At 43.2% G+C, this 25864-nt stretch carries 26 protein-coding genes and 3 tRNA genes; 24 read left to right on the forward strand and 5 right to left on the reverse strand.

Going from position 1 to position 25864, the window contains the following annotated elements; translation table 11 throughout:
* Positions 1 to 69: 69 nt before the first annotated feature.
* The 3 genes from pheA to yciH all read right to left on the reverse strand — a co-directional run bounded on the left by pheA (position 70) and on the right by yciH (position 2760).
* Complete coding sequence (gene pheA, locus ALT761_RS06150; RefSeq protein ID WP_126871871.1) at positions 70 to 1251, reverse strand: prephenate dehydratase; 1182 nt, start codon at positions 1249 to 1251, stop codon at positions 70 to 72.
* Positions 1252 to 1584: 333 nt separating this feature from the next.
* Entirely contained in the window at positions 1585 to 2385 is an 801-nt protein-coding gene (locus ALT761_RS06155) for a response regulator (RefSeq protein WP_129737342.1), read from the reverse strand.
* Positions 2386 to 2427: 42 nt separating this feature from the next.
* On the reverse strand, positions 2428 to 2760 hold the full coding sequence (gene yciH / locus ALT761_RS06160) for a stress response translation initiation inhibitor YciH (RefSeq protein WP_126871869.1): 333 nt from the start codon (positions 2758 to 2760) through the stop codon (positions 2428 to 2430).
* 179 nt (positions 2761 to 2939) lie between these two features.
* Here yciH and ALT761_RS06165 point away from each other — a divergent pair, with 179 nt between their 5' ends.
* The 8 genes from ALT761_RS06165 (at position 2940) to ALT761_RS06200 (ending at position 11768) form a co-directional block, all read left to right on the forward strand.
* Positions 2940 to 3245, forward strand: coding sequence for an STAS domain-containing protein (locus ALT761_RS06165; protein WP_126871868.1), 306 nt, complete (start codon positions 2940 to 2942; stop codon positions 3243 to 3245).
* Between the two features lie 37 nt (positions 3246 to 3282).
* The gene (locus ALT761_RS06170) at positions 3283 to 4935 is read left to right on the forward strand and encodes a fused response regulator/phosphatase (RefSeq protein ID WP_129737344.1); all 1653 of its coding nucleotides are present in this window, start codon (positions 3283 to 3285) and stop codon (positions 4933 to 4935) included.
* A 99-nt stretch (positions 4936 to 5034) separates the two neighbouring features.
* The gene (locus ALT761_RS06175) at positions 5035 to 5475 is read left to right on the forward strand and encodes a tellurite resistance TerB family protein (RefSeq protein WP_129737346.1); all 441 of its coding nucleotides are present in this window, start codon (positions 5035 to 5037) and stop codon (positions 5473 to 5475) included.
* A 196-nt stretch (positions 5476 to 5671) separates the two neighbouring features.
* Entirely contained in the window at positions 5672 to 7756 is a 2085-nt protein-coding gene (locus ALT761_RS06180) for an EAL domain-containing protein (RefSeq protein WP_129737348.1), read from the forward strand.
* Positions 7757 to 8056: 300 nt separating this feature from the next.
* Positions 8057 to 8338, forward strand: coding sequence for an EF-hand domain-containing protein (locus ALT761_RS06185; RefSeq protein WP_232043546.1), 282 nt, complete (start codon positions 8057 to 8059; stop codon positions 8336 to 8338).
* Positions 8339 to 8441: 103 nt separating this feature from the next.
* The gene (locus tag ALT761_RS06190; RefSeq protein WP_126871864.1) at positions 8442 to 9839 is read left to right on the forward strand and encodes a sensor histidine kinase; all 1398 of its coding nucleotides are present in this window, start codon (positions 8442 to 8444) and stop codon (positions 9837 to 9839) included.
* 1 nt (position 9840) lies between these two features.
* Positions 9841 to 10425: a hypothetical protein gene (locus tag ALT761_RS06195; RefSeq protein ID WP_126871863.1), complete on the forward strand. Its 585-nt coding sequence runs from the start codon at positions 9841 to 9843 to the stop codon at positions 10423 to 10425.
* Between the two features lie 2 nt (positions 10426 to 10427).
* Positions 10428 to 11768 (forward strand): sigma 54-interacting transcriptional regulator, encoded by a 1341-nt coding sequence (locus tag ALT761_RS06200; protein WP_057792972.1) that lies wholly within the window; start codon positions 10428 to 10430, stop codon positions 11766 to 11768.
* A gap of 114 nt (positions 11769 to 11882) precedes the next feature.
* On the opposite strand, the gene ALT761_RS06205 is transcribed toward ALT761_RS06200, so the two are convergent.
* Positions 11883 to 12371 carry a GAF domain-containing protein gene (locus ALT761_RS06205; protein WP_129737350.1) on the reverse strand — a complete coding sequence of 163 codons (489 nt, stop codon included), beginning with the start codon at positions 12369 to 12371 and terminating at the stop codon, positions 11883 to 11885.
* A gap of 174 nt (positions 12372 to 12545) precedes the next feature.
* Positions 12546 to 13481 carry a DUF72 domain-containing protein gene (locus tag ALT761_RS06210; RefSeq protein WP_232043547.1) on the reverse strand — a complete coding sequence of 312 codons (936 nt, stop codon included), beginning with the start codon at positions 13479 to 13481 and terminating at the stop codon, positions 12546 to 12548.
* Positions 13482 to 13643: 162 nt separating this feature from the next.
* On the opposite strand from ALT761_RS06210, the gene aspS reads away from it, so the two are divergent.
* The 16 genes from aspS (at position 13644) to nadA (ending at position 25859) form a co-directional block, all read left to right on the forward strand.
* The gene (gene aspS / locus ALT761_RS06215; protein WP_129737352.1) at positions 13644 to 15404 is read left to right on the forward strand and encodes an aspartate--tRNA ligase; all 1761 of its coding nucleotides are present in this window, start codon (positions 13644 to 13646) and stop codon (positions 15402 to 15404) included.
* 3 nt (positions 15405 to 15407) lie between these two features.
* The gene (gene nudB / locus ALT761_RS06220) at positions 15408 to 15848 is read left to right on the forward strand and encodes a dihydroneopterin triphosphate diphosphatase (protein WP_013784877.1); all 441 of its coding nucleotides are present in this window, start codon (positions 15408 to 15410) and stop codon (positions 15846 to 15848) included.
* The gene (gene ruvC, locus ALT761_RS06225) at positions 15848 to 16366 is read left to right on the forward strand and encodes a crossover junction endodeoxyribonuclease RuvC (protein WP_129737354.1); all 519 of its coding nucleotides are present in this window, start codon (positions 15848 to 15850) and stop codon (positions 16364 to 16366) included. The genes nudB and ruvC overlap by 1 nt, the downstream gene beginning before the upstream one ends.
* Positions 16367 to 16483: 117 nt before the next feature.
* Positions 16484 to 17104 (forward strand): Holliday junction branch migration protein RuvA, encoded by a 621-nt coding sequence (gene ruvA, locus ALT761_RS06230; protein WP_129737356.1) that lies wholly within the window; start codon positions 16484 to 16486, stop codon positions 17102 to 17104.
* Between the two features lie 107 nt (positions 17105 to 17211).
* On the forward strand, positions 17212 to 18216 hold the full coding sequence (gene ruvB, locus ALT761_RS06235; protein WP_013784874.1) for a Holliday junction branch migration DNA helicase RuvB: 1005 nt from the start codon (positions 17212 to 17214) through the stop codon (positions 18214 to 18216).
* 457 nt (positions 18217 to 18673) lie between these two features.
* On the forward strand, positions 18674 to 19072 hold the full coding sequence (gene ybgC / locus ALT761_RS06240) for a tol-pal system-associated acyl-CoA thioesterase (protein WP_013784873.1): 399 nt from the start codon (positions 18674 to 18676) through the stop codon (positions 19070 to 19072).
* Positions 19062 to 19754 (forward strand): protein TolQ, encoded by a 693-nt coding sequence (gene tolQ, locus ALT761_RS06245; protein WP_013784872.1) that lies wholly within the window; start codon positions 19062 to 19064, stop codon positions 19752 to 19754. The genes ybgC and tolQ overlap by 11 nt, the downstream gene beginning before the upstream one ends.
* Positions 19755 to 19802: 48 nt before the next feature.
* Positions 19803 to 20228, forward strand: a complete 426-nt coding sequence (gene tolR / locus ALT761_RS06250; RefSeq protein WP_126871860.1) for a protein TolR — start codon at positions 19803 to 19805, stop codon at positions 20226 to 20228.
* Between the two features lie 8 nt (positions 20229 to 20236).
* A complete protein-coding gene (tolA, locus tag ALT761_RS06255; RefSeq protein ID WP_129737358.1) occupies positions 20237 to 21016 on the forward strand; it encodes a cell envelope integrity protein TolA in 780 nt (259 codons plus the stop codon).
* A gap of 4 nt (positions 21017 to 21020) precedes the next feature.
* The gene (tolB, locus tag ALT761_RS06260) at positions 21021 to 22376 is read left to right on the forward strand and encodes a Tol-Pal system beta propeller repeat protein TolB (protein WP_013784869.1); all 1356 of its coding nucleotides are present in this window, start codon (positions 21021 to 21023) and stop codon (positions 22374 to 22376) included.
* Positions 22377 to 22416: 40 nt separating this feature from the next.
* Positions 22417 to 22983, forward strand: a complete 567-nt coding sequence (pal, locus tag ALT761_RS06265; protein WP_126871858.1) for a peptidoglycan-associated lipoprotein Pal — start codon at positions 22417 to 22419, stop codon at positions 22981 to 22983.
* A complete protein-coding gene (gene ybgF, locus ALT761_RS06270; protein WP_129737360.1) occupies positions 22983 to 23771 on the forward strand; it encodes a tol-pal system protein YbgF in 789 nt (262 codons plus the stop codon). The genes pal and ybgF overlap by 1 nt, the downstream gene beginning before the upstream one ends.
* Before the next feature lie 335 nt (positions 23772 to 24106).
* Positions 24107 to 24182 (forward strand) — tRNA-Lys (locus ALT761_RS06275).
* Positions 24183 to 24206: 24 nt separating this feature from the next.
* Positions 24207 to 24282, forward strand: a tRNA-Lys gene (locus ALT761_RS06280).
* Between the two features lie 95 nt (positions 24283 to 24377).
* Positions 24378 to 24453 (forward strand) — tRNA-Lys (locus ALT761_RS06285).
* A 350-nt stretch (positions 24454 to 24803) separates the two neighbouring features.
* Complete coding sequence (gene nadA, locus ALT761_RS06290) at positions 24804 to 25859, forward strand: quinolinate synthase NadA (protein WP_129737362.1); 1056 nt, start codon at positions 24804 to 24806, stop codon at positions 25857 to 25859.
* The last annotated feature ends 5 nt before the right edge of the window (positions 25860 to 25864 follow it).

A 25864-nucleotide genomic window follows, 5' to 3' on the forward strand; every position in this document is an offset into this window, starting at 1 on the left:
AGAGAGGCACGCACCATTAAACATGAAAGTCATAAGGTGCGTGGTGTTAAGTTGAATACGAGTGCTGTGTTATTCCGCCAATGCACTTGCCGCAGCGACTTTGGTAGGGCTAATTTCTTCGCTAGGGTAACAACCAAGTATCTTCAAATAACGGGTTATACTGCGTAGCGATTCAATTGCTTTTTGCACTGGCCCATCTTCTACATTGCCTTTCACATCAATATAAAACATTTCTTCCCAGGGGTTACCTGGAATAGGACGAGACTCTAGTTTCGTCATATTAATGTTGTTTTCACTTAGCACTAAAAGCGCTTCAACTAATGCGCCAGGCTTTTGAACCGTTGACATAACCAGTGTGGTTTTGGCCGGAACTTGAAGTGGCACGACTACCGCTTTACGAGCAACAACAATGAAACGACTGTGGTTTTCTTTTTGGTTGGCCAAGTTACTTTTTATTGCAGTAAGACCATAAAGGTTTCCACCAGCCTCACTGCCAATAGCCGCAATGTCATCTCGTTGTAACTCACTTACTGTCAACATGGCCGATGACGTACTGTCCATAGTTTTCACTTCAATATTGCCAAGCTCAGCTAAGAAGTGACTGCACTGCGTGAATACTTGTGGATGCGCGTACACGGTTTTTATTTTATCTACGGTAGTGTCTGCGCCAACAAGCAAGGTGTGACGAATAGGGTGAGTAAGTTCGCCTATAATGCTCAAGTGAGTATGTTGAAGTTGGTCATAAACTTCATTAATACTGCCTGAAGTTGTATTTTCAATAGGTAGAACCGCATAGTCGGCTTCTGCATTCTCTACTTTCTGAATAATTTCACTAAAGCTCTGACAACCTATCTCCAGTAATTCTCCAGGACGTCTAGAAAAGTATTTCTGGGTAGCAAGGTACGAGTAAGAGCCTTTGTCGCCCAAGAAAGCCACGCGATTAAGAGGAAGAGTACTACCTGGATTGGCACGTTCAGCAAGCATTGCTTGCTGATTTAATACTGAGTCTTCAATGATGACGTGAAATATTTGGGTAACGTAGTGAGGGTCAAGGCCAGCGTCCTTACCTTCTTTAATAAGGCGAACAAGGAGTTGCTCTTCACGCTTCTGATCCCGAACTGGAATATGGTGCTTAATTTTAGTTTCAGCGACTTCATTGGTAAGCACACGGCGCTCTGCCAATAAGGTTAAAAGTTCGCTATCTAAAGATGTTATGCGCTCTCTTACAGCATCTAAGGCGTTGTCAGACATAGTTTTCCACTTATCGTATTAGCTAAAAAAAAACCTCCCTTGAGGGAGGTTTTTATGCATGTAGCTGCGCCTCCCTATTTAAAGAGCATAAACGCAAAAAAGATAGCTACTGCATGTATATTATTCTGTTTCATACGCCTGACTTTATGCGTACAGCGTTTCAGTGTCAACCTGTTTTTACATTGGTTTTAATTTTTATAGTGGGGAAAGCTTGATAGATTTTAGTAGAAGGGGTAGGGCGAATAGCGAATTTGCCTTAAAGCAACAAACAGGCACCATGGTGCCTGTTTGTTGCTTTAATTACCTGTAGGCGTCTTTTTGGAATTCGAAATGTTAGTTACCTAATAAGGCCGCTAGCATTTGTCGAACCTCCGTAGGTTCGAAGGGCTTATCACATAGCGCATTCACACCGGTCTGTTGAATATTGGCCATATGGGCGCTATCGGCCGCTTCAGACGTTACCATGATGATAGGAATATGCGTAGTTTCGGGGTTGAAACGGATAAACTCAGATAGCTCTCGGCCATCCATTTCTGGCATATTGTAGTCGGTAACGACTAAATCAAAGGCTTCATCTTTTATAAAGGTAAGTGCCATTGCGCCGTTCTCGGCTTCTTTTATACGCTGCAATCCCATGCCTTCAAGTACACGACGAATGTGATTACGCGCTAATTTACTGTCGTCAACCAGCAGCACCCTAACATCGTGAATATCAAATAGCTCGAGTTCAAGTTCGTCGTGATTGATTAAATCAAGGCTAGCATTGAGCGCGCGAGACAAATGAAGGGGCTCGAAAGGTTTAGGAAGAATGGCTGAAACGCCCGCTTGTTTGAACTCTTCCAACTTGCTTATTCTGTTCTCACTTGAAACCAACATGAACGGAATAGATTTAAATTCGTCATTTTCTTTGATGAACTTGATCAAATCTAATGCTGTGCCATCTTCGAAATACATCGCGCTAACAATCAGGTCTGCACCATGCGCTTTAACCGCCGAGATAGCTTCAGAAAGGGTACTAACAGGATCAATTTCCCTAACCTTTTCCTTCAACAATAGGGTAGTAATAATCTTCCTCTGTGTATCAGAGGGTTCAACTAATATGATATGTAAATCAGAAATTGACAGCTTTTCCATTCCGTTCTCTTTTTGGTATTTTAAGGAAAGTAGGAGGGTGAATTAACCCCCAGCAATTTTAGCGCTAAAGCCCTTATCTTGCAGCAAAGCTTTTAGCTTCTCACGGTCATCCGTTTGAACTTCAATTTGTCCATCTTTAACCGCGCCACCACAGCCGCACTTCTTTTTTAATTCAGTGCCTAGCTTTTTTAGCGCATCGGGGGCTAAATCGAGCCCTTTTATTATAGACACGCCTTTTCCTTTGCGGCCTTTTGTTTCTCTATGTATGCGAACAATACCATCGTCGGAAGTGGAACGCTTTGCTTCTTTAGGCGAAGGTTTAACTTTACCTTTATCGGTACTGTACACCAGCAGTGCATCTTGCCAATCTTGCATTTTATCCTCTGATTACTTTTCCTGTGCGTTAAAAGCGCCATATTTAGGCTTATCTACAATTGTAGCATGGCAGGCTGAAATATCTGCGCTAGAATAAATTCAGTAAAGCCTAATTATATGCTGTGTTTTTCTCTGGAGAACAAAGTAAACAGTGTAGTCCACGTAGAAGGAGTCGTTAAATGAATGTCTCAATGGATAAAGTTAATCAACAACAGACTTTAATAATAGAAATGGGCGAAAAGTTTGATTTTAGTAAAGTGGAAGCCTTTCGCTCAGCCTATCAAGATTTAGACTCTGACGTGAAACACATCACCGTAGACTTGGCTAAAACAGAATATATGGATAGTTCAGCCTTAGGTATGTTGCTAAATATGCAAAAAGTATTATCACAACGAACGCTTACATTCAGTATTGAAAATAGCCGGCCACCCGTGGAGCGAATACTAAAAATATCGCGTTTTGACAAAAAATTTATTATTCGTTGAGACGCAGGAGTAGGCAAGCCATAGGCGAAAAAATCAAATGAAAATTCTTATCGTTGATGATGAGCCAATTAATCGCGCTATGTTAGTTAGTATGCTAAGTGAGGCGGGGTTCACTGATTGTGTTGAGGCTTCGTGCGGCAACGATGCGTTAGCGATAGTTGAACAAGCGATACCCGATTTAGTGCTACTTGATGTGGTGATGCCGGGGATGAGTGGTTTTGAGGTTGCCCCCAAAATTAGAAATTTAGCCGATGGCCGATACTTACCTATTTTATTCATCACCGCATTGGATGACAAAGAAAGCCTAATGAAGTGTTTAGAGGTAGGGGGCAATGATTTTGCAACAAAACCTTTCGACAAGCATATATTAACCGCCAAAATTCGCGCCCATGAAAAAATTCGTAACCTAAGCGCGCATATCGAACAGCAAAATGAAGAGCTTAGATTTTATCAGCAACGGGTAGCAAGAGAACATGCCATTGTTGAGCATATTTTCAGTCATGCCATTGTTAATAAAAGCCACATTCTTAAATATTTTGATCACGCATTAACGCCAGCTGAAACATTTAATGGGGATGTATTTGTGTGTGAGGCTAGCCCAAGTGGCGGCCTGTACTTTTTAGTGGGAGATTTTACTGGGCACGGGCTTGCTTCAGCCATAGGTGCATTGCCGGTAACGCGCGCATTTCAAGAGATGTCTTTAAAAGGGTTATCGGTAAATGAAATGGCGACAGAGTTTAATAAAATACTTCTGCGATTTTTACCCAGCGATATGTTTATGGCGGCGGTTATCGGCGAGGTTGGCTCTGATGGTTCTCGTATTACCCTTTGGCAAGGTGGCATGCCGCAGATGCTGGTGGTGTCAGACAAACGGAAATTTATTAAAACTATCTCTTCTCCCCATATGGCGCTAGGTATTCTTGAGCAGCACGAGTTTGACAGTGAATGCGAAATTTTTGAGATGTTGGCGAATGACAAGTTAATTATCTATTCCGATGGGTTAACAGAAGCGGTTGATGCACAAGGAAATATGCTAACCGAAGAGGGGATAAAGCAATGGTGTGCTGAGGTCAAGGATATTACCGCCGAAGGAATTTTCGATCACGCTAAAGCATTTTCGGCTACGCCTACTTTTGACGACGATGTGTCTATCGTTGTTTTTAAAAGTCAGGCTTTAGAAGGGATTAAGCCTTATAAAGCTACCGATGATATCCCATTGAATATCACCATCACCTTAAGTGCTAAACATTTAAAGCAGCCTGACATTCAAACTCGCATGCTCCATCAAACCTCTCAGTGTAGTGGAATTGAACATGTTCGCTCAGTGCTTTTTACCGTGGTTTCCGAAATGTTTAGCAACGCCTTAGAGCACGGGATTTTGAACATGGATTCACGTTTAAAGCACTCACCAGAAGGCTTTCAACTATATTATGAGCAGCGAGAAAGGCTGCTTAGTGCCCTAGATAAAGGGACGATTATTATTAATATTGAGTCGGATCCTGCAAAAGAAATTGTCTTCCTTTCTATAGAGGATAGTGGAAATGGTTTTGAGTGGGAGCAAAAAGCCAGCCCCGAAAGTAATGACTCATTCGGAAGAGGACTAGGCCTCATTAGAGCGCTAAGTAGTAAAGTGTGGTTTGAAAAAGGCGGGAGAAAAATAAACTGTTTGCTCAATACAGCCGTTGAATAACTACCACTAAACTAAAAATGCCAACGATTTGCCGTATATCCCCACTTCGAAACGGTGGATGTGTTATGCAATAGCTTCGTTGTTTATTTGGAGCGTCTAATGCTTAAATCTTTGTTACAGCTTTTCGAAACGAAAGAGTCAGAAGAGCAACAGAAACATACAGTCGAACTTGCCACTGCTGCTTTGTTAAGTGAAATAATAAGGGCAGATAATAATGTTACAGACAGCGAGCTCAATGCTTACAAGACGCATTTATATAAGCAGTTTGAGCTTTCTGACGAAGCGCTAAAATTACTTATGGAAGAAGGGCGTTCATCAGCAGAAGAAGCCGTCGATTTAGTCCAATTTACCAAAATAATTAATCAAACTTGTGATCCAGACCAAAAGCGGGACATTCTTGAAGGCTTATGGGCTATTGCTTATGCGGATAACCAACTTGCTCCTATTGAAGAGCATACAATCCGGCGTATATCAGATTTGTTGCATGTGCCGCATTCCCATTTTATTAAAGCTAAATTGCGTGTTTCGCCAGAAAATTAAAGCAATACTTAACACACTCACATGCTATTAATTTTGAAAAAAGTGCTTGTTACACAGGTAATTAGTAAATAATAATGCTATAAATAAATCATGAATTTCCATGGTCTCATACACACTTGAGATTGTGATGACTACGTAAGATTTATTTGAAACATGATTGCAATCTATTACGCGGGTGGTGTTAGAGGAAGTGGGTGTGTTTAAGTCTATAAAAGCCCCAATTAGTATAGTCGTTACCTTGTCTATGTCTGTTATGGCTGCCGCGGTGTTGTGGTTTGCAGTATTAGAACATAAAGCGCTTTATCTCAAGTTGGCACATTCTCATACTGTTTCTCTTGCAAATGGTGTGGTGAAAAACGTAGCGCCAGCTATGTTATTAAATACACAAAAAGCCTCATCTATTTCGAATGTTTTGATCCTATTGAAGGAGCATGAACATGTTATTTCAGCAAGAATCTATGACAGTAACTTTACCCTTTTATTAGAAGAAGAAGGCCCATCTGCTGATAGGTTAAATGAGCCCTTTTTCAATACGCTCGACCCATTTGTTCTAAGCGAAGGCGTATCCTCGGAAAATGACGTTATTATAGCGCGAAGGGCTATAGGTTCTTCGCAAAAGCCAGACGGCTTCTTGATACTCTTCGTGGATGCTAAGGCACCTCTCACCGGTAGTGTTAAAAGTTTATTGCTGAATGTCGTTCCTCTTATCTTCGTGCTTTGGGTAATAAGCATTATTGGCACATTGTTTTTTATTAGTCGTGTATTTCGCCCTTTAAGTGAGTTGAGTTTTTTCACCAAACAAGTCACCGATACAAAGGATTATGCGTTACGGCAAAACCTTACTTCGAGAGATGAAATTGGGGAGTTAGGAGAAAACATCAACCTCCTGTTAGAAATGATAGAGGTTGAACTACTCATTAATCATGAACAAAATCAAACGTTGGTCGACCAACAGGAAACCATGATTCGCTTGGCGAACTATGACAGCCTAACCGGGTTACCTAATAGGCAATTTGTGCTTGATAATTTGCGTTTAGAGTTGGCTCGAGCTCGAAGAAATGATGATGATCTAGCGCTTCTGTTTTTCGATTTAGATGGGTTTAAAGGAATAAACGATTCACTCGGTCATGAGACCGGTGACCTAATATTGATAGAAGTGGCAGATAGGGTGAGCGCACTGTTGCGGGAAGGGGATTTAGTCGCCCGTTTAGGGGGAGACGAATTTTTAGTACTACCCGACAGGGAAACGCGAGATACCACTCTTGAAAATATGGCCATTCGATTAATTGATGCCTTTACCAGTCCTTTTGAATTACGAGGATTGTCATTGTCTGTCGGCGTTAGTGTGGGCGTAGCACGAGCCATAGACGCCGACTACGATTTAAGCGAATTAATGAGCAATGCAGACCTTGCCATGTACCGCTCTAAAGCTAAAGGGCGTGGCAGCTTTACCATATTTACACCTGATATGGTGGAATCACATAAGCGTAAATTCCATTTAGCTAATGCCATAGAGCAAGGGCTAAAGAATGATGAGTTTATGGTGTACTACCAAGTTAAAGTCGATCAAAAAGGGAAGGTTATCGGCTTAGAGGGGCTTCTTAGATGGCAACACCCCGAATATGGCTTGGTCAGCCCGAATGAATTTATACCCATCGCGGAACAAGGCGGCAAGATATCTGCCATTACGCGCTGGGTCATTGAAAAAGTCTGTATTGATCTGCCCAAATTAAGAGAATGGCTACCCCATCGTTTTCGCGTGTCAGTGAATCTATCAGGGCACGATCTTCGTGATAGCAACCTGTTTGATAATATCTATGAGATTTTTACGCGCTACGATGTAAACCCTGAATATGTAGAATTCGAGGTAACCGAGTCTGCTTACTTAGAGAACTTTGCGTCTTCAAATAAATTCTTTAAGCGCATGAGCAACATGGGATGCGCCATTGCCCTTGACGACTTTGGTACGGGTTATTCTTCACTAAGTTATTTGACCCAAATTAGTATCGATACCCTAAAAATTGATAAGCAATTTGTACATGAGTTAGAAACATCAGACAGAAGCCGTTTGGTAACGGGCGCTATTATCGATTTGGCCAAACGTCTTTCACTGTCTGTATGTGCGGAAGGTATTGAGAATGAAACACAGTGGCATTATTTGATTGATCACGGTTGTGACTACATTCAAGGATTTATGTTTAGCAAACCTATTCCTATGGATGAGCTTGTTCAATCACCTAAACAATTTTACATCGGTAATACAGACAATAGTGAAGCCTAGGTAGGCATTCAATGCCAATGCATTTCTTTTTTTAAGGGAGTTAAATAGGCTATTCTAACAGGCTGTTTTTGCAACCTATTTGACGCTTTATTGGGTTGTTGGATACATTTACAGGAGTTTGTGTAACTGTGTCTGTTTCTAGATACATCGAACAGGAGACTAGTCAGTTTATTTTCTGTAAGTGTATGATATATAGTTTAATTGTATTTTTGGCTCAATTTTAGCTTATCTAATCAGAGTTAACAGCGTTATCGAAGTTAGTTTAAGGGAATTATAAACAAGCAGTAATGCGGAGGATTCATGATGAAACGACTAGAGAAGGTTTTTCTGATTTTAATGACTATCACGGCGATACAGACTATTTCGGTAGTTGAAGCGCATGCGTCACCTGCGAAAACGTTAATGCAGCAGCTAGATACTAATAAAGACGGTTTGATATCACTAAAAGAAGCGGTTCGTCACACCGAACTATTGCGTAATTTCGGGTTAATTGACGACAATGAAGATGGCAAATTAACCGAAGACGAATTAGCAAAAAGTAAACTGACACCGGGAAATGCAAAATCTGCCGTTAGTAAATAGCGGCAGTCAGCGAGCAAAATAAATAAAAGCCTAGCAGATGCGCCTGCCGGTACTTGTTTGAAGGAATACCACTCTGATTGAGAAATTTTCATTTGGTGAACGACTGGTTCAGCTAGGCTCATTACGTCAACTAACGCTAGGTAGCTTCGTGCTGGCGTTAATCCCATTAATTGCGCTGTTGTGGCAAAGTCAAAGTGACTTAGCTAAAGTGGGGCAAATGACCACGCTGGAAACCCGTTATGTGGTTGATGTTGTGGGCGATATGCAGCGCCTAGATGGTGCTGTTGTTGATTTAGAGCGAAGTATTCGCCAATACGCCGTTATTCGCACCGAAAAAGTTGCCACCTTATCCGATAATGCACTCGATCAATTTGCCGTGGCCGCTGATAATCTATGCCAAGCCTTATCTGTTCAGAGAACCTGCGAGAGGTTGTCAGAACAATTAGGCGACCTTTCTGATTACCGCATAATTGAAGATCAACTCCTACTTAATGCGTATCTTGCTAACGTCTCACGAAGTGTTTCACAACTTCGAGGCGACGTGGAACTTGCTATTTCCGAACGGGTCAAAGTGCAGCAAGATGACTTAAACGCGATGCAAGCAAAGCAGGCGTGGTCTACGGCGATGTTGGTAAGTGTTTCTTTGCTGCTTATCCTATTAGGAAGCCAACTGATTGTTAATCCAGTCAATAAACTAAAGCAAATAATACGCATAGTGGCTCATCAACAAGGTGATCTTCCCCCTTTGTCTCGCCAAGCTCCGCGAGAATTAATAGATGTGGAGAAAGATCTGCATTGGCTGTACGATCGCCTTGGTCAATTGGAACATATACGCACAGCATTGCTGCGGCATGCTGCTCACGAGTTGAAAACACCATTAGCCAGCATTAAAGAAGGATGTAGTTTATTATCGGAAAATGTTGTGGGCGATTTAAATGACCCTCAACGTGAAATATTGTCGCTTCTTAGCGCAAGTACGCAAAGATTGAACACACTAATCGAAAAATTACTCGATTATAATTTGTTATTACAGCAAGCTCAGCCCGACATTGTTAAAACTGATGCGAAGAAGTTGGTTGATGCATGTTTGGGTGATTACGCACTGGCGTTACAAGAACGTGAAGTGACGGTATCGGTAGAAAGCAGTCATATTTGGACTGACGAAGAGTTATTCCGACGAATACTCGACAATTTGGTGTCTAACGCAGTAGCTCATGGTGCTGTAGGGCGACCCATCAATGTACATATATATTTAGATAATAACTTTGCTATATTGGACGTTGCAAATCGGGGCAAGCGGATTGCCAAAGAGTCGGTTGCAACACTGTTTGAACCTTTCACCCGTGGCGCAGAGCCGAGAAATGACAACGTTATAGGCACAGGATTAGGTTTATCGATTGTTGCGGATTGTGCGCGACTGATGCATGGCGACGTGCAAGTTGTCGATGTTGATTATGCTGATGTGTGCTTTAGGGTGACGATTCCTCAACAGGAAAAATAAAATGAGAATAAGTTGTATGATACTGGCCCTGACGATGATGTCGGGTTGCAGTGTGTTGTCTAAGCAGCCAATCGAACAGAAAATTGAAGTTTCTCCACCCCAGATCGTTGAAGTGGCTGTAGATGACGATATTTGCCTGTTCACTTCAGAACCTGAAAATTTTGATTACAATTGCGACATGGCTTACTGGTTGGAAGTTTGGCTTGAAGCTGATGCTACGCCTTGGATTGAACGCAAAGCGCAATTGACAGCGCTTGGTCAATCGAAAAAAGACAAAATTCACGCTTACCTTTTATCCTTATCCAGCGATACCCCGTATCAAGACAGGCTACGAGCCCAACTTTCTATAGATGATTTAATGCCTGAATTTACCGACGCTGCCGCGTTGGTTATTGACGTTGTGGTAAGTAACCCAAACAAACAATTAATGGAACTTGAGTCTGCGTTGAGTGTATTAAGCAAAGAAAACACCCTTCGAGGTCAAGAATTACAAAAGCTGTATGCTGAGCTTAAAGCTCAGCAGAAAAAACTAGAAGAACTACTCCAAATTGAAGCAACACTTATGGATAAAAACAGGAACAACTAACAATGAATGAAAGTAGCAAGAACAAACCCCATTTATTGTTGGTTGATGATGATAAAAGTTTACTTCGCCTTTTAACCATTCGTTTAGAAGGTGAAGGTTATCAAGTTACTGCGGTTGAAGATGGTAATGCGGCGTTAAGAAAGCTTCAAAATGATGCTTTTGACGTGGTACTCAGTGATTTGCGCATGCCTGGCCTTGACGGGTTAAGTTTATTTGAAGAAATCATGGGTATTCGAAAAGATATTCCCGTTATTTTAATGACCGCCCACGGTACTATTTCGGACGCGGTTGCGGCTACTCAGCGTGGCGTATTTGGTTTTCTTCCAAAGCCTGTTGACCATGATGAACTTCGTACCTTGTTACAAAAAGCATTAAGTCAGTCACAAGCGGCTCAGCCCGGTGAATGGGCGAAAAGTATTGTTACCCGCTCTCAAGATATGCTTAATGTACTTGATCAAGCGTACCGGATTGCACAACGAGAAGTCAGTGTACTCATTAGCGGAGCAAGTGGTACAGGTAAAGAATTACTTGCCAATGCCATGCATCAGGCAAGCGACCGACGCGACAAGCCGTTTGTTGCCATTAACTGTGGCGCACTGCCAGAAAACTTACTTGAATCAGAGTTATTCGGACACGCTAAAGGTGCTTTTACTGGTGCGGTAGCTGCTCACCCAGGTTTATTTCGAGAAGCCGATGGCGGTACTTTATTTTTAGATGAAATTGGTGATATGCCAATGACACTACAAGTAAAACTATTGCGTGCATTACAAGAGCGTCAAATTAGGCCTGTAGGCAGCAGTAAGCATGTAGATATCGATGTTCGTATTATCTCGGCAACGCACAAAGACTTGCTCAAAGAAATGGAAGAGGGCACTTTCAGAGAAGACTTATATTACCGTTTAAATGTGGTGAACTTAAAGCTTCCATCGTTGAAAGCGCGTAGCGAAGATATTCCATTACTCGCTCGTTCATTGTTACAGCAAAGTGCTCAGCGTCATGGTGTTAACGTGAGCCAGTTTTCAGACGATGCAATGCAGTTGCTAGTGAAATCATCTTGGCCAGGAAACGTGCGTCAACTAGTAAACGTGGTAGAGCAATGTGTTGCGTTAACACAAACGCCAGTAGTGCCTCTGCATCTTGTAGAGCAAGCGTTATCAGCCACCAAGCAAAGTTGGCCAACGCTGACAGAAGCCCGCGATGCCTTCGAACAACAGTACTTGAACAAGCTTTTGAAAATGACGGATGGAAACGTGACCCGTGCAGCTGAGCTAGCCGGTCGTAATCGAACCGATATGCATAAGTTAATGAAGAAGCATGACTTAGATGCAGGAGACTTTCGCTAGTACGATCTGTACTAGACGTACCTTTGAAGCGTAAAGCGTAAAAGCTGCCACCTAATGTGGCAGCTTTTTCATTTAGATTAGTGGGCTTTTATAGCCTTGTTAGCGATGGTTAATCTACCATTGATTCTCATTAATGATGGTTTCCGCTTTCTTGGCCATCTCTTTCAACATAAGAATTTCTTCAGCAGAAAACTCTCTCGGTTCATCATGAATAACACATAAGGTGCCAAGCTCGTACCCATCGTTTGAACGAAGAATAGCGCCTGCATAAGCGCGAATGTAAGGCTCACCTTTAACCAAGGGGCCGCCTGCAAAACGGCTGTCTTTTGTTGCGTCGGTCACAATCAAATATTCTTCTTCCGCTATCGCGTAAGTGCAAAATGAAATATTGCGCGGTGTTTCTGACACATCTAAACACTGGCGAGACTTAAACCATTGTCTGTCTTCAGCAATTAAGCTCACCAAGCAAATTTTGCATTTAAAATATTCTTGGGTTGCTTTGGTAACGGCATCTAGCTGTGCGTCGGGTTTGGTGTCTAGAATGTTTAAATTTTCTAGGGCTTTTAATCGCAAGGTTTCGCGATTAAGCGTTGGTGATTCCATTAATTATTTCACTTAAATAAAAGTTACTATTGAGACTGTCTCAATAGCTTTCATTTTATAGGAAGGTAAGGATAAGCACTAGTTAATATTTTTAATGTATGGTGTACGGCTATGCTATTTTAAAGAGGTAAAACAGCAGCATTTTTAGCGAAATTGATGCGCAGCAAATGCACGCTAAAACAAGGCGTTTTGACTCGGCTGTTGTTTAATGGCAAGGTTAGGAATTGCCGTATCACCATGCTTTTGGTTGTACAAATCAATAAACTGCTGCGCTAACCACGGGGCGTCTTTGTTATCGGGTCGATGACAAAAGAAATACGGGCTTTTTCCTTCTAGCCGCCATTGATGAATTTTATTTACCCAAGGCGTTAAGCACGCAATATTATCTTCGTCTGTATCATTTCCTACAAAACGAACGACGGGGTTATTCGCGGTGGCAATCACATTCACCGGCACTCTAGGTTTTTTATGTCGTACCTCACTTAATAGCGCACTGTTGCTCGCCCTTGTATCTAGCCTTGAAACAGGGCCGGTAAACAAGGCGCGAGTATCCATAATAATACGGTTAGCGTTGTGCTCAATTAACAGTTGATTCAATTGCTTTTCTTCATCGCCCTTACCAAAAAAAGCCAAATGCCTGACTTCAACCGCAACGGTAATGTGGCGTGGTAAATGGTGTAAAAACGCAGCCAGTCTTTCTAGTTTTTCAGGGCCAAAGCTTGCAGGAAGTTGCAGCAGCATCACGCCGAGTTTGTGCTTGAGTGGCGCAAGCATTTGTAATTGCTCATTTACTTCATCTTCACAGTGCAATAATTGATGAACGTGGGTAATTTGTTGGTTAAATTTGAAGGTAAACGAAAAATCGCTTCCTACCGATTGCTCCCAGCGTGCTACCGCATCAGAATGGGGGAGAGAATAAAAGGTCGTATTTCCCTCAACCGTATTACACTCATTAGCGTAATGAACCAGTTGATTGTCACTTTTCGGGTAATTAGCAAACCAAGTTTTAGGCCAATGACTATGCTGCCACTGCGGCAAGCCAATAAATACCTTGGGTAGCGCCGAAGAAGTTGATAATTTAGTTACTGCAGGATTGTTTGTATTTGTCATTGGGCTTTACTGCGCATTTGTTTATACTATGCGACCTTAATTTAACACATAGTGCATGATGGCAAGGGGCGCGATCGCCTCATTGTAGAGTAATGGCAAGCAGGTTCAAGGGTTTGCCTACCATCGTGTAACGCAAGATAAGAATATCAGGGGTCAACGACCATGCGCACAGATTACTGTGGGAACATCGATTCATCATACATTGGGCAAGAAATCACCCTATGTGGTTGGGTAAACAAACGCCGTGATTTAGGTGGCGTTATCTTCATCGACTTACGAGACCGCGAAGGTATCGTTCAAGTGGTATTCGACCCTGATTTACCAGAGGTATTAAGCATAGCGAATAAACTTCGCGGTGAATTCTGCGTGAAACTTACTGGTAAAGTTCGTGCTCGCCCAGAAGGTCAAATTAATAAAGATATGCGTACCGGTGAAATCGAGATTTTGGGCACTGGCCTAGAAATCATCAATCGTTCTGATGCGCTACCACTTGATTGGAACCAAGAGAACTCTGAAGAGCAGCGTTTACGCTACCGCTACCTTGATTTACGTCGCCCTGTTATGAGCCAGCGCTTGCAGTTTCGCGCTAAGGTAACTGGGGCAGTACGTCGTTTCTTAGAAGGCGAAGGCTTTCTAGATATTGAAACCCCTATTTTGACCAAAGCGACACCTGAAGGTGCTCGTGATTATTTAGTACCTAGCCGTACGCATAAAGGCGAGTTCTTTGCACTGCCGCAATCGCCACAATTGTTTAAGCAATTGCTGATGATGTCTGGCATGGACAGATACTATCAAATCGTAAAATGCTTCCGTGACGAAGATTTACGTGCCGATCGCCAACCAGAATTTACTCAAATCGATATCGAAACTACGTTTCTAGATGCCGATGGCGTAATGGCGATTACTGAAAGCATGATCCGCGATTTATTCAGCACTATGCTGAACGTAGATTTAGGTGACTTCCCACGCATGACCTACGCCGAAGCAATGAAGCGTTTTGGTAGCGATAAGCCTGATTTACGTAATCCACTAGAGCTTACCGATATTGCTGACTTACTTGAAACTGTTGAGTTTAAAGTATTCAGTGGCCCAGCTAACGATCCTAAAGGTCGTGTTGCTGCTATTCGCGTACCTGGCGGTGCGAGCATGTCTCGTAAGCAAATTGACGAGTACACTAAATTTGTTGGCATATATGGCGCGAAGGGCTTAGCCTGGATGAAAGTGAACGAAATGGCACCTGGCCAAGAAGGTTTACAATCACCTATTCTTAAGTTCTTAAGCGAAGATATTACCGACGGTATTTTGCAGCGCACTGGCGCTCAAGCTGGCGACATTTTGTTATTTGGTGCCGACACTAACACGGTAGTTACCGAAGCTATGGGCGCACTTCGCCTTAAGCTAGGTGAAGACTTTGAACTCTTAGAAGGTGAGTGGAAGCCGTTGTGGGTTGTCGACTTCCCTATGTTTGAAGAATTCGATGGACAGCTTCATGCTATACACCATCCGTTTACTGCACCTCGCGGCTTAACCGCAGAAGAGCTTAAAGCCAACCCGGTTGGCGCATTGTCTGATGCCTACGATATGGTATTAAATGGTTGCGAGCTTGGTGGTGGTTCAGTACGTATTCACAACGAAGAAATGCAATCTGCCGTGTTTGAGATTTTGGGCATTGAAGAAGAAGAAGCGAAGAATAAATTTGGCTTCTTACTTGATGCGTTACGCTTTGGTGCGCCGCCTCACGCAGGTCTAGCGTTCGGTTTAGATCGCCTTGTTATGCTTATGACAGGTGCTAGTTCTATTCGAGATGTAATGGCATTCCCTAAAACCACGACAGCGGCTTGTCCATTAACATCTGCGCCAAGTCCAGCGAATCCACAGCAGTTGGAAGAGTTGGCGATTGCAACGGTAAAAAAGCCGTCGTAAACGATGGCTTATAAAAAGCCCGAGTCGGTCCTTGTGGTGCTGTACGATCAGCACCATAAGGTACTTTTGCTACAGCGCAATGACGACCCTGAATTTTGGCAGTCGGTTACCGGCGCGATGGAAGATGGTGAACTACCAATTGAAACCGCGTACCGAGAAGTGGCGGAAGAAACAGGGATTGACGCCAAACAACTGTCTATAGAAATGTTTAACCACAATAGACAAAACCAATACGAAATTCGCAGCCGCTGGTTGCATCGATATCCCCCCGGAACACGGTTTAACACCGAACACGTTTTTTCTCTTCAAGTAGACAGTACCTTACCGTTGGTGCTTACTGAACATTTGCAGTATGAGTGGGTAGATAAAGCACAAGCATTAGCGCGACTTTGGTCGCCTTCAAACAAAGAGGCGGTATCAATGTTTGTACCAAACGTACCTTAATGGTTATACTGGGTATAGATCCAGGTTCTAGGGTTACAGGCTACGGTGTTATTGAACGTAAGCAGGGTAAACTTGTGTATGTGGCGAGCGGTTGTATTCGCGTAGGGACGGCAGATTTGCCGTCGAGACTAGCCAATATTTATACCGGTATTAGCGATATTATTCGCCAGTACAACCCTGTGCAATTTGCTATCGAGCAAGTGTTTATGGCAAAAAATCCCGACTCTGCTTTAAAGTTAGGGCAAGCCCGCGGTGCCGCTATTGTGGCAGCTACTCAAGGTGATTTGCCAGTAGCAGAATATTCGGCTAGGCAAATTAAACAGGCTGTCGTAGGTAAGGGTAGTGCAGATAAAACCCAAGTGCAGCACATGGTGAAGCATTTATTGAGTTTAAGCGGTACACCGCAAGCTGATGCTGCTGACGCTCTAGCTGTGGCGCTATGTCATGCCCATACCGAGCAAAGCCTTATTAATATGGCAGGGCAAGCACGTAAAACCGTGCGAGGCCGTTTACGCTAATTGCTTTGCTCGCCTATAAAAAGCGTGCGTTTTTGTAATCACTTTTTTGTAAACAATAGAACCTTCCTATTCGTTTTATTTCCCTACATTGGGAAAATACCAGGTAAGAGAGCAGTCATGATTGGACGTATTCGCGGTATATTGGCCGAAAAGCAGCCCCCAGAAATATTAGTAGATGCAAATGGGGTAGGTTATGAAATTCATATGCCAATGACCAGCTTCTATCAATTGCCAGCCGTGGGTGAAGAAGTCGTTGTGTATACCCATTTCGTGGTGAGAGAAGACGCGCAATTACTGTTCGGCTTTGCTGATAAAATGGAGCGAGGATTATTCCGAGAGCTAATTAAAGCAAATGGTGTGGGCCCTAAATTAGGCTTAACCATATTATCGGGTATGTCCGCAGGCCAATTTTTGTCAGCGGTTCAAAATGCAGATGTTTCGGCACTAGTAAGTTTACCGGGTATTGGTAAGAAAACCGCTGAAAGGTTAGTGGTTGAGTTAAAAGATAGGTTAGCGAAGTTTGGCAAAGTGCAAAGTATTGCTATTCCACCGCCAAGTGGTGATTTACTTAATACCAATACGTTAGTAGAAGTAAACGATACGAGAGAAGATGCCCAGAGCGCGCTAGTGGCACTAGGCTATAAGCCTGCGCAGGCCAGTAAACTTATCGATAGCGTGTATAAAGAGGGCATGGAAAGCGAGTCGCTTATACGTGAAGCCTTAAAAGCCGCTATTTGAACCTAGTTACGCAAGGCCAGAATAAACTAAGGCTAAAAATGAGCCAAAGCTCAATATGCCAAGAATGATAGAGCAACGTTGCCGATTTACACTAAAGCAGAGCCATAATGATAGAAGCTGACAGACTGATTACGCCTGATGCGAGTACCGAAGATGAAGTTATCGACCGTGCTATTCGCCCTAAAATGCTTGATGATTACACAGGCCAGCCTCACGTATGTGAGCAAATGGAAATCTTCATTCAGGCAGCTAGAAAGCGTGACGATGCTCTCGATCACTTATTAATATTTGGTCCGCCTGGGCTAGGTAAAACTACGCTAGCAAATATTGTGGCGAACGAGATGGATGTCAGTATTAAAACCACCTCAGGGCCGGTACTTGAAAAAGCTGGTGACCTAGCTGCATTGCTGACTAACCTTGAACGCAACGATGTGCTTTTTATTGATGAAATTCATCGATTAAGCCCTGTAGTGGAAGAAATTCTGTATCCGGCGATGGAAGACTATCAATTAGACATCATGATAGGCGAGGGACCTGCTGCTCGTTCTATTAAGCTAGATTTACCGCCCTTCACACTCGTTGGTGCTACAACCCGGGCAGGTTCGCTTACCTCGCCATTGCGTGACCGGTTTGGGATAGTTCAACGATTAGAGTTTTATTCGGTTAAAGATCTTACCACCATTGTGGCTCGTAGTGCGAGTTACTTAAATTTGGATATGAGTTCAGAAGGCGCTCAAGAAATTGCACGTCGCTCTAGAGGTACACCGCGTATTGCAAACAGGCTATTGCGACGAGTCCGAGATTACGCTGAAATTAAATCTGATGGTACGGTAGGTGTTGAAACCGCTGCAAAGGCATTGGATATGCTAGATGTAGACAAAGAAGGTTTCGATTACATGGATCGGAAATTGCTTTGTGCCATTATAGAGAAATTTGATGGCGGCCCAGTAGGGCTAGACAACTTAGCAGCGGCAATTGGTGAAGAGAAAGAAACCATTGAAGATGTAATAGAGCCCTTTCTTATTCAGCAAGGCTTCCTGCAGCGTACTCCACGTGGACGCATAGTGTCACAGCGGGCGTATCTTCATTTTGGCTTCACGCCTTCAGCTTAACTGCCCACTGTATGCATGGTTGTGTGAGCAGACCTTACGTTTGCTCATGCTCAATGTACTTATATCTGCTACGTACATCACTTTTCTTCAGGCAAAAAAAAGCCCGCTCAATGAACGGGCCAAAACAACAAGTGTTAAAGGAAATAAATCCAGGGAACTCATGTCTAACAGGAGAAAAACTCTTGCATAACCGTGTGATACACCATTACGCTCTGTAGGACTGATGCTGCGTATTATAGGCTTAGTTAGTATTCTTGCAATTGAGTAAAATTGTTTTTTAGCCTTAGAAAAACTAATGTGTTGCGAAGGTGTTAATAGTTTATCATTTTATCTTTAAAGACAGCTAAACGCTCTACGTAGCTGAGATTGAGAGTGAAGAGCAGGTTGGGAAGATTTAATGATATGCAGCCAATTACCTTGATTATCGATGAATTTTATTGACGGTGAAAGAATATTTATGCATTTACACCAAGTAAGAGTGTATTACGAAGATACCGATGCAGGTGGCATTGTTTATTATGCCAACTACCTCAAGTTTATGGAAAGGGCAAGAACCGAGTGGCTTAGAGCCCTTGGCTTCGAACAAGATAGATTAATGGAACAATCGGTCGCTTTTGTCGTCAAACGCGTTGAAATGCATAACTATGCGCCTGCTCGATTCAATGATCTGTTGAGTATTGAAACGCAGGTTGTAGAATTGAAAGGTGCGAGTATGACGTTTCAACAAACCATTAAAAATAAACAAGATGTAACTTTGGTATCTGCCGATATTCAAGTTGCTTGTGTCAGTCTAGATACTATGAAGCCTAGACGACTACCACGTACATTGTTAGGGGAAATAACGCGTGTCATCTGATCTTACTTTTATCGGCCTATTTTTGCAGGCCAGCTTTATTGTTCAACTTGTTATGTTGCTTTTATTAGGCGTATCAGTTGCCTCTTGGACATTTATCTTTCAGCGTAGTAAGGCGCTTTCAAGTGCACGAGAAGAGATGCGTCAGTTTGAAGATAAGTTTTGGTCAGGTGCTGATTTAAATCGACTTTATCAAGAGCTATCTGCTCGCCCTAACTTATCAGGTATCGGCACTATCTTTTGTGCCGGCTTCAAAGAATTTGTCCGCTTACGCAAATCAAATACCGGCACCAATGCTATTGTAGACGGTACTTATCGCTCAATGCGGGTAACAATGTCTCGCCAAGTAGAAGAACTAGAAAGCCGACTCCCGTTTCTAGCAACAGCTGGTTCAATTAGCCCGTATATCGGCCTATTTGGTACGGTTTGGGGGATCATGAACGCCTTTATCGCGCTAGGGGAAGTACAACAAGCTACGCTAGCCATGGTTGCACCAGGTATCGCTGAAGCGCTTATTGCAACAGCTATTGGCTTATTTGCGGCCATTCCTGCGGTTATTGCGTATAACCGTTTTAGTCACCAAGTTGAAAAATTGGAAAACAGCTACGGTAACTTTATGGAAGAGTTTTCTGCCATTCTTCACCGTCAGGCAGTATCTGGTCAAGCTCAGCAGCCGCAAGCGTAAATGCGAACATTGATGCGAGCTTAATTCACTGGTGAGAGAGGAATTATTATGTATGTAAGAAAGCGCCGTAGGCCGGTTTCTGAAATTAACGTAGTGCCCTACATCGATGTAATGTTGGTGCTACTGATTATCTTTATGGTAACGGCTCCGCTAATTTCGCAAGGGGTTAAAGTTGATTTACCTAAAGCGAGTGCGAATCCTATTGAGCAAGAAGATAATCCACCTATTATTGCGTCAGTAGACGTTAAAGGTCGCTATTTTCTTAATGTGGGAGACGACCAAGAGTCGCCCCTGGAACAAGAAGACTTAGCAGCGTTAGTGCAAGCTCAGCTACAAAAAGATCCTAATACGCCAGTGGTAGTAAAAGGAGATGGACAAGTTGCTTATAATGAAGTCATTCAACTTATGGTGTTATTGCAAGGCGCGGGCGTGCCTTCTGTAGGTTTAATGACAGACCCCGTTGAGCCAGAGTAGGTTTATTGATGACTGCAAGTTCTGTTGGCATTTATAAATCTATCGCACTCCACCTTGTGGTGGCTGCAGTGTTGCTAATTAGCGTCAGCTTTTCACCTTCTCCTTTGCCGACAATGGCCACTAATGCGCCGGTTATTGAAGCTACCTTTATTGATGCTCAAGCCATTGCCGATACCAAACGGGAACAAGCGCAGGCACAAGCTCAAGCGAGAGAGTTAGAAGCGCAACGAAAGAAGAAGGAAGCGCAGGCTGCTGCAGCTAAGCGTAAACGAGCGGTAGAGGCTAAGCAGGCTAGAGAGAAGAAGCAAGCTGAAGAAGCAGAATTCAAACGTCAAAAAGAGCTAGAGCAGTTGGCAGCGCAAAAGGAACAACAGCGCAAAGAACGTGAAGCGAAAGCGAAAGCCGATGCAGAGCGCAAGAAAAAAGAAGCCGCTGAAAATGCTGAGATGGAGAGAATTATGCAAGAGCAACTTGCGCAGGAGCAAGCGGCTCAGCAGCAACGAAGACGTGCACAAGTTCTAACTGAAGTAGAGCGTTATACCGCATTAATTCAGCAAACGATAAAACGGAACTTGTACAACGATGACAGCTTCAAAGGTAAGGTATGTAGATTGAATATCAAATTGGCTACCACAGGTTATGTGACTAGCATACGTATCTTAGGCGGGCATGATGCCTTATGCAGAGCGGCAGAAAGTGCCGTACGCCGCGCAGAAGAACTGCCGGTCTCAGATGCGGCCGACGTCTATGAGCAACTAAAAGATATTAACTTAAAAGTGGAACTGTAGTGCAATGAAGAAAACAGGTTTATGGATAGCCGCCATCGCGATGGTATTTAGTGCCAAGGTGTTCGCGACATTAGAAATTGTGATCACCGAAGGCATAAACAGCGCTCGACCTATTGGTGTAGTGCCGTTTAAGTGGAAAGGTACAGGCACATTGCCTAGCGATATTTCTGAAGTCATCATGGCAGACCTGATGCGCAGTGGTAAATTTAGCCCCGTTGCAACAAGTAAAATGCCACAAATGCCTGAAACCGCTGATGAAGTTAATTACTCAGCGTGGGCGTCTCTTGGTGTTGATACCGTTTTGGTCGGTAGTATTGAACCTGAAGGTACCGATAAATATTTAGTTTCTTACCAACTGGTCGATGTACTAAAAGGGCAGTTAGACGGTGGCCAGTCTCAGGTATTAAAAAACGGTGAGTTAGTCGTAAGTAACGAACATGTAATAGCAGCGCGCCAATCTATTATTAGCCCTAGAGACTTTAGGCAATACGCACATCGCATTAGTGACGTCGTGTATGAAAAGTTAACAGGTGTTCGCGGTGCATTCTTAACCCGTATTGCTTATGTCATTGTACGTGATAGAGATGCGTACGAAAAACCATACCAATTAGTGATTTCAGATTATGATGGCGAGAACGAAACACGCTTGTTGTCTTCGCCTGAGCCTTTAATGTCTCCGGTTTGGTCACCAGACGGTGAAAAGCTAGCGTACGTAAGTTTTGAAAACCGTAGACCTCAAATCTTCATACAAGACATCTATACTAGCAAACGTACAACGGTAACCGATTTTCCTGGTATTAATGGGAGTCCCTCGTTTTCACCAGATGGCAAGCAACTTGCAATGGTTTTATCGAAAGATGGGAACCCAGAGATCTATGTTATGGATCTTGCTACGAAAAATTTGACTAGAGTAACGCGCAACCGTGCTATCGATACAGAGCCTTCATGGCTACCTGATGGTAGTGGTTTAATTTTTAGCTCTGAACGGGGTGGTAAACCCCAGATATATAGCGTAAATTTAAATTCTAGAAAGGTAAGACGCGTTACTTTTGTAGGCGAACAGAACTTGGGTGCTACATTAACGCCCGACGGTAAGCAAATGGTAGTGGTTAATCAAACCAATGGAAACTACCATATTGCTAAGCAGGCATTAGACGGTGGCTCTCCACAGGTACTAACAAGAACCTTTTTGGATGAGTCTCCTAGTGTAGCGCCTAACGGTAGTATGATTATTTATAGTACCCTTCATGAAGGGACACAAGTACTTTCACTTGTTTCTCTTGATGGGCGCTTTAAAGCCAGATTACCTGCAGCCGATGGGCAAGTGAAATCGCCAAGTTGGTCACCATTTTTGTTCTAACAATTGAAATATCAAACAATAACATTTAAGGATTAGTAGGATGCAAATGAATAAATTAATGAAGAGCTTCATTATCGCCTTGCCAGTGGTGACCATGATGGCTTGTTCGTCTGGCCCTAGCGAAGAAGAGCTAGCCGCTGAACGTAACCGTCTTGCACAAGAACAAGCACAAGCAGAGCAAGATGCTCGTCAAGCTGAAGCACAGCGCGTAGAAGCAGAAGCTGCTCAGCGTATGAAGCGTTCAGAAGAAATGGTTCAGCAAGAAATGGAAGCGCTGAAAAACGAACAAACCGTTTACTTCGATTTTGACCGCGCTAGTATCAAGCCAGAATTCCAACGTTTACTTGATAAACACGCGGCGTTCTTGGTGAAAAACCCTAGCACGAAAGTGACTATTGAAGGTCACACTGATAGTCGTGGTACGCCTGAGTACAACATTGCACTGGGTGAGCGTCGTGCTCAGTCTGTTGAAACTTACCTAATGAACGCTGGTGTAAGCAGCAGTCAAATTACGGTTGTTTCATACGGAGAAGAAAAATCTGCGGTAATGGGTTCAACTGAATATGCATTCGCGCAAAATCGTCGCGGAGTGGTTGTTTACCGATAATGGCTTTTACAGCAATTAATACTATTAAAGCAGGCGTCACCTTGTGTGCCGCCTTTGCTATTTCAAGTTCAGCTTTCGCACAGGCGCCAGTGGTAGATGCCAATGGCGGCAGCAACCTAGAACAGCGTATTGCGGTTTTAGAACGTATTGTTAAAAGCCGAACTGAAATGCAGCACCGTTTACAAACCCAATTGGACAACATGCAAAGCGAAGTTGACCAATTGCGAGGGTCTGTTGAAGTTAACACCAACGAGCTGGAAAAGGTGCTTGAACGTCAGCGTGAATTGTACCTTGAGATAGATAAGCGTGTTGAGGCACTTAAACAAGGCGGTTTGGAAAACGTAGGTGGTGCTGGCGCTTCGCTAAGCAATTCTGCAGGGGTTACCCCTTCTACAGGCTCATCATCCCCACAAGAGGGTGAGGACGAAGCATACGACAGTGCTGTTAATCTTATTCTGAAATCTCGTGAATACGATAAAGCCATTCCTGCTTTTCAGTCATTCATACAACGATTTCCGAATAGCGAATATGCGCCAAATGCGCACTACTGGCTTGGACAGCTGTTGTTTAACAAACAGCAATGGAATGACGCTATTGAGCAGTTTAATATTGTATCGAACCGTTTTTCTGATTCAGTGAAACGTCCGGATGCATTATTAAAGTTAGGCGTCATTGCCGAACGCACTGGCGACAGTAGTGGAGCGCGAAACTTCTTTCAGCAAGTGATTAGCGAATACCCTAATTCTTCTGCAAAGCGGTTAGCGGAATCTAGATTAAATAATCTATAATAAAAAAACCTCTCTTAACGAGAGGTTTTTTTTCACCCCTTTGAAATTTTATACCTCTGTTGTACTGAACCAGACACAATATTTATAAGTATATTTTTAAGGAAATTCCAAAAACTACGCATTTTTTTAGACTTAATTCGGTAACATTTTGTCGGTCTAAAAAAGTTTTATAATGGTTTTGTGGTAGGAATTATGCGCGATTTGTGTTGATTTTGAGCGGTTGAAAGCTTTTTACTACAAAAATCAAAATAAAAACGCCTTTTGGGTTGCGTCAGATAAAAATCTGAGTATTATATGCCGCCGTTGCCAAGACACAGGCAACATCAGGAAAGATTGGGTCGTTAGCTCAGCTGGTAGAGCAGTTGACTTTTAATCAATTGGTCGCTGGTTCGAATCCAGCACGACCCACCAATTCTTCTCCTGGCTCCAAATGACGGGTCGTTAGCTCAGCTGGTAGAGCAGTTGACTTTTAATCAATTGGTCGCTGGTTCGAATCCAGCACGACCCACCATCATTTGAAAGCGAAGTACAATCAAGCTAATACCAACAGCTTGTATGCTCATTGTTTCATTTGTAAATGTGTGAGTAGTAAATGTGTTATTTGATGGGTCGTTAGCTCAGCTGGTAGAGCAGTTGACTTTTAATCAATTGGTCGCTGGTTCGAATCCAGCACGACCCACCATCATTTCATAAAGTGCTTTCTACCAAGCTTACTACATAAAAAATATCACTCCCAAAGCGATATATTCAAAAATTCCCTTCTACCTATTAGTGTGCTGCGCCAAAGTTGCTCCAGAACACAATATTCAAGTAAAAGAAACGTAGCGCTGTTAGGCTATCTGCTGCTAACAATTCTGCAAAAATGGGGTTACCGGCTCGTGTTAATCCTCAACTAGCACTTATTCCATGTGTAATTCAATTTTTTAGAATGGTGTGGTTGAAAATCGGTCAATCATCCTTAACTAAGTAGTATGTATTTTTTATGACAGTTGGGTATAATCCACGCCCTTGTCACAACCGAGATGTAGGTCAATGTCAGTAGCCTTTCGAGTGGAACAGGTAGAGTATCCTTTTCCCGCTAAACCGCAGCCATTATCAGATGCCCGTAGGGCATCGCTTAAAGCTGAGATTAAATCTTTGCTTAAACAGCGAAATGCTGTGCTGGTTGCGCATTACTATACCGATCCTGAAATTCAGGCATTAGCTGAAGAAACTGGTGGTTGTGTTGCTGATTCGTTAGAAATGGCACGCTTTGGTCGTGATGCAGCAGAACAAACGTTAATCGTAGCGGGCGTTCGCTTCATGGGTGAAACAGCAAAAATACTCAGTCCAGAAAAAACGGTGTTAATGCCAACTCTGGAAGCTACCTGTTCGCTGGATATTGGTTGTCCCATCGAAGAATTCAGTGCGTTTTGTGATGCACACCCCGATCACACGGTCGTGGTTTATGCGAATACTTCGGCTGCCGTAAAAGCCCGAGCAGATTGGGTAGTGACCTCAAGTATTGCATTAGAGATAGTTGAGCACTTAGATAGCCAAGGTAAAAAAATCATCTGGGGGCCTGATCGCCACTTAGGCTCGTACATTGCCAAACAAACTGGCGCAGAAATGTTGATGTGGCAGGGCGAATGTATTGTTCATGATGAGTTCTCAGCGCAGAAGCTGGCTGACATGAAAGCACTGTATCCTAACGCGGCAGTATTGGTTCACCCTGAATCACCTGCCAGTGTGGTAGACATGGCTGACGCAGTAGGCTCCACTAGCCAACTGATTAAAGCGTCGCAAACCATGGACAACGACACCTTCATTGTGGCCACCGATAAAGGCATTTTTTATAAAATGCAGCAACTCACGCCAAACAAAACGTTTATTGAAGCACCGACTGGTGGAAACGGCGCAACGTGTAAGAGCTGCGCTCATTGCCCGTGGATGGCCATGAACGGCCTTGAGGCGATAAAAGCCTCGTTAGGCGCTACATATGAAGGCCATGAGATCTTCGTTGACGACAGCCTGCGTGAGGGCGCTTTAATCCCACTTGACCGTATGCTCAATTTCTCAGAAGAATTAAAAGCAAAAGGCGGCCTATAACGCTT

Origin of the sequence: Alteromonas sp. 76-1, assembly GCF_900654235.1 — a bacterium.
In the GTDB taxonomy this organism is placed as follows: Bacteria; Pseudomonadota; Gammaproteobacteria; order Enterobacterales; family Alteromonadaceae; genus Alteromonas; species Alteromonas naphthalenivorans.

What these genes read in the sequence shown, in the direction of transcription:
- nudB (WP_013784877.1), top strand. Translation starts at nt 15,408, where the DNA reads ATGGCTTATAAAAAGCCCGAGTCGGTCCTTGTGGTGCTGTACGATCAG.
- pheA (WP_126871871.1), bottom strand. Translation starts at nt 1,251, where the DNA reads ATGTCTGACAACGCCTTAGATGCTGTAAGAGAGCGCATAACATCTTTA.
- tolR (WP_126871860.1), top strand. Translation starts at nt 19,803, where the DNA reads ATGTATGTAAGAAAGCGCCGTAGGCCGGTTTCTGAAATTAACGTAGTG.
- ybgF (WP_129737360.1), top strand. Translation starts at nt 22,983, where the DNA reads ATGGCTTTTACAGCAATTAATACTATTAAAGCAGGCGTCACCTTGTGT.
- ruvA (WP_129737356.1), top strand. Translation starts at nt 16,484, where the DNA reads ATGATTGGACGTATTCGCGGTATATTGGCCGAAAAGCAGCCCCCAGAA.
- ALT761_RS06165 (WP_126871868.1), top strand. Translation starts at nt 2,940, where the DNA reads ATGAATGTCTCAATGGATAAAGTTAATCAACAACAGACTTTAATAATA.
- yciH (WP_126871869.1), bottom strand. Translation starts at nt 2,760, where the DNA reads ATGCAAGATTGGCAAGATGCACTGCTGGTGTACAGTACCGATAAAGGT.
- ALT761_RS06200 (WP_057792972.1), top strand. Translation starts at nt 10,428, where the DNA reads ATGAATGAAAGTAGCAAGAACAAACCCCATTTATTGTTGGTTGATGAT.
- ruvB (WP_013784874.1), top strand. Translation starts at nt 17,212, where the DNA reads ATGATAGAAGCTGACAGACTGATTACGCCTGATGCGAGTACCGAAGAT.
- ALT761_RS06155 (WP_129737342.1), bottom strand. Translation starts at nt 2,385, where the DNA reads ATGGAAAAGCTGTCAATTTCTGATTTACATATCATATTAGTTGAACCC.
- aspS (WP_129737352.1), top strand. Translation starts at nt 13,644, where the DNA reads ATGCGCACAGATTACTGTGGGAACATCGATTCATCATACATTGGGCAA.
- ruvC (WP_129737354.1), top strand. Translation starts at nt 15,848, where the DNA reads ATGGTTATACTGGGTATAGATCCAGGTTCTAGGGTTACAGGCTACGGT.
- ALT761_RS06175 (WP_129737346.1), top strand. Translation starts at nt 5,035, where the DNA reads ATGCTTAAATCTTTGTTACAGCTTTTCGAAACGAAAGAGTCAGAAGAG.
- ALT761_RS06195 (WP_126871863.1), top strand. Translation starts at nt 9,841, where the DNA reads ATGAGAATAAGTTGTATGATACTGGCCCTGACGATGATGTCGGGTTGC.
- nadA (WP_129737362.1), top strand. Translation starts at nt 24,804, where the DNA reads ATGTCAGTAGCCTTTCGAGTGGAACAGGTAGAGTATCCTTTTCCCGCT.
- ALT761_RS06210 (WP_232043547.1), bottom strand. Translation starts at nt 13,481, where the DNA reads ATGACAAATACAAACAATCCTGCAGTAACTAAATTATCAACTTCTTCG.
- ALT761_RS06170 (WP_129737344.1), top strand. Translation starts at nt 3,283, where the DNA reads ATGAAAATTCTTATCGTTGATGATGAGCCAATTAATCGCGCTATGTTA.
- ALT761_RS06205 (WP_129737350.1), bottom strand. Translation starts at nt 12,371, where the DNA reads ATGGAATCACCAACGCTTAATCGCGAAACCTTGCGATTAAAAGCCCTA.
- ybgC (WP_013784873.1), top strand. Translation starts at nt 18,674, where the DNA reads ATGCATTTACACCAAGTAAGAGTGTATTACGAAGATACCGATGCAGGT.
- tolA (WP_129737358.1), top strand. Translation starts at nt 20,237, where the DNA reads ATGACTGCAAGTTCTGTTGGCATTTATAAATCTATCGCACTCCACCTT.
- pal (WP_126871858.1), top strand. Translation starts at nt 22,417, where the DNA reads ATGCAAATGAATAAATTAATGAAGAGCTTCATTATCGCCTTGCCAGTG.
- ALT761_RS06185 (WP_232043546.1), top strand. Translation starts at nt 8,057, where the DNA reads ATGATGAAACGACTAGAGAAGGTTTTTCTGATTTTAATGACTATCACG.
- tolB (WP_013784869.1), top strand. Translation starts at nt 21,021, where the DNA reads ATGAAGAAAACAGGTTTATGGATAGCCGCCATCGCGATGGTATTTAGT.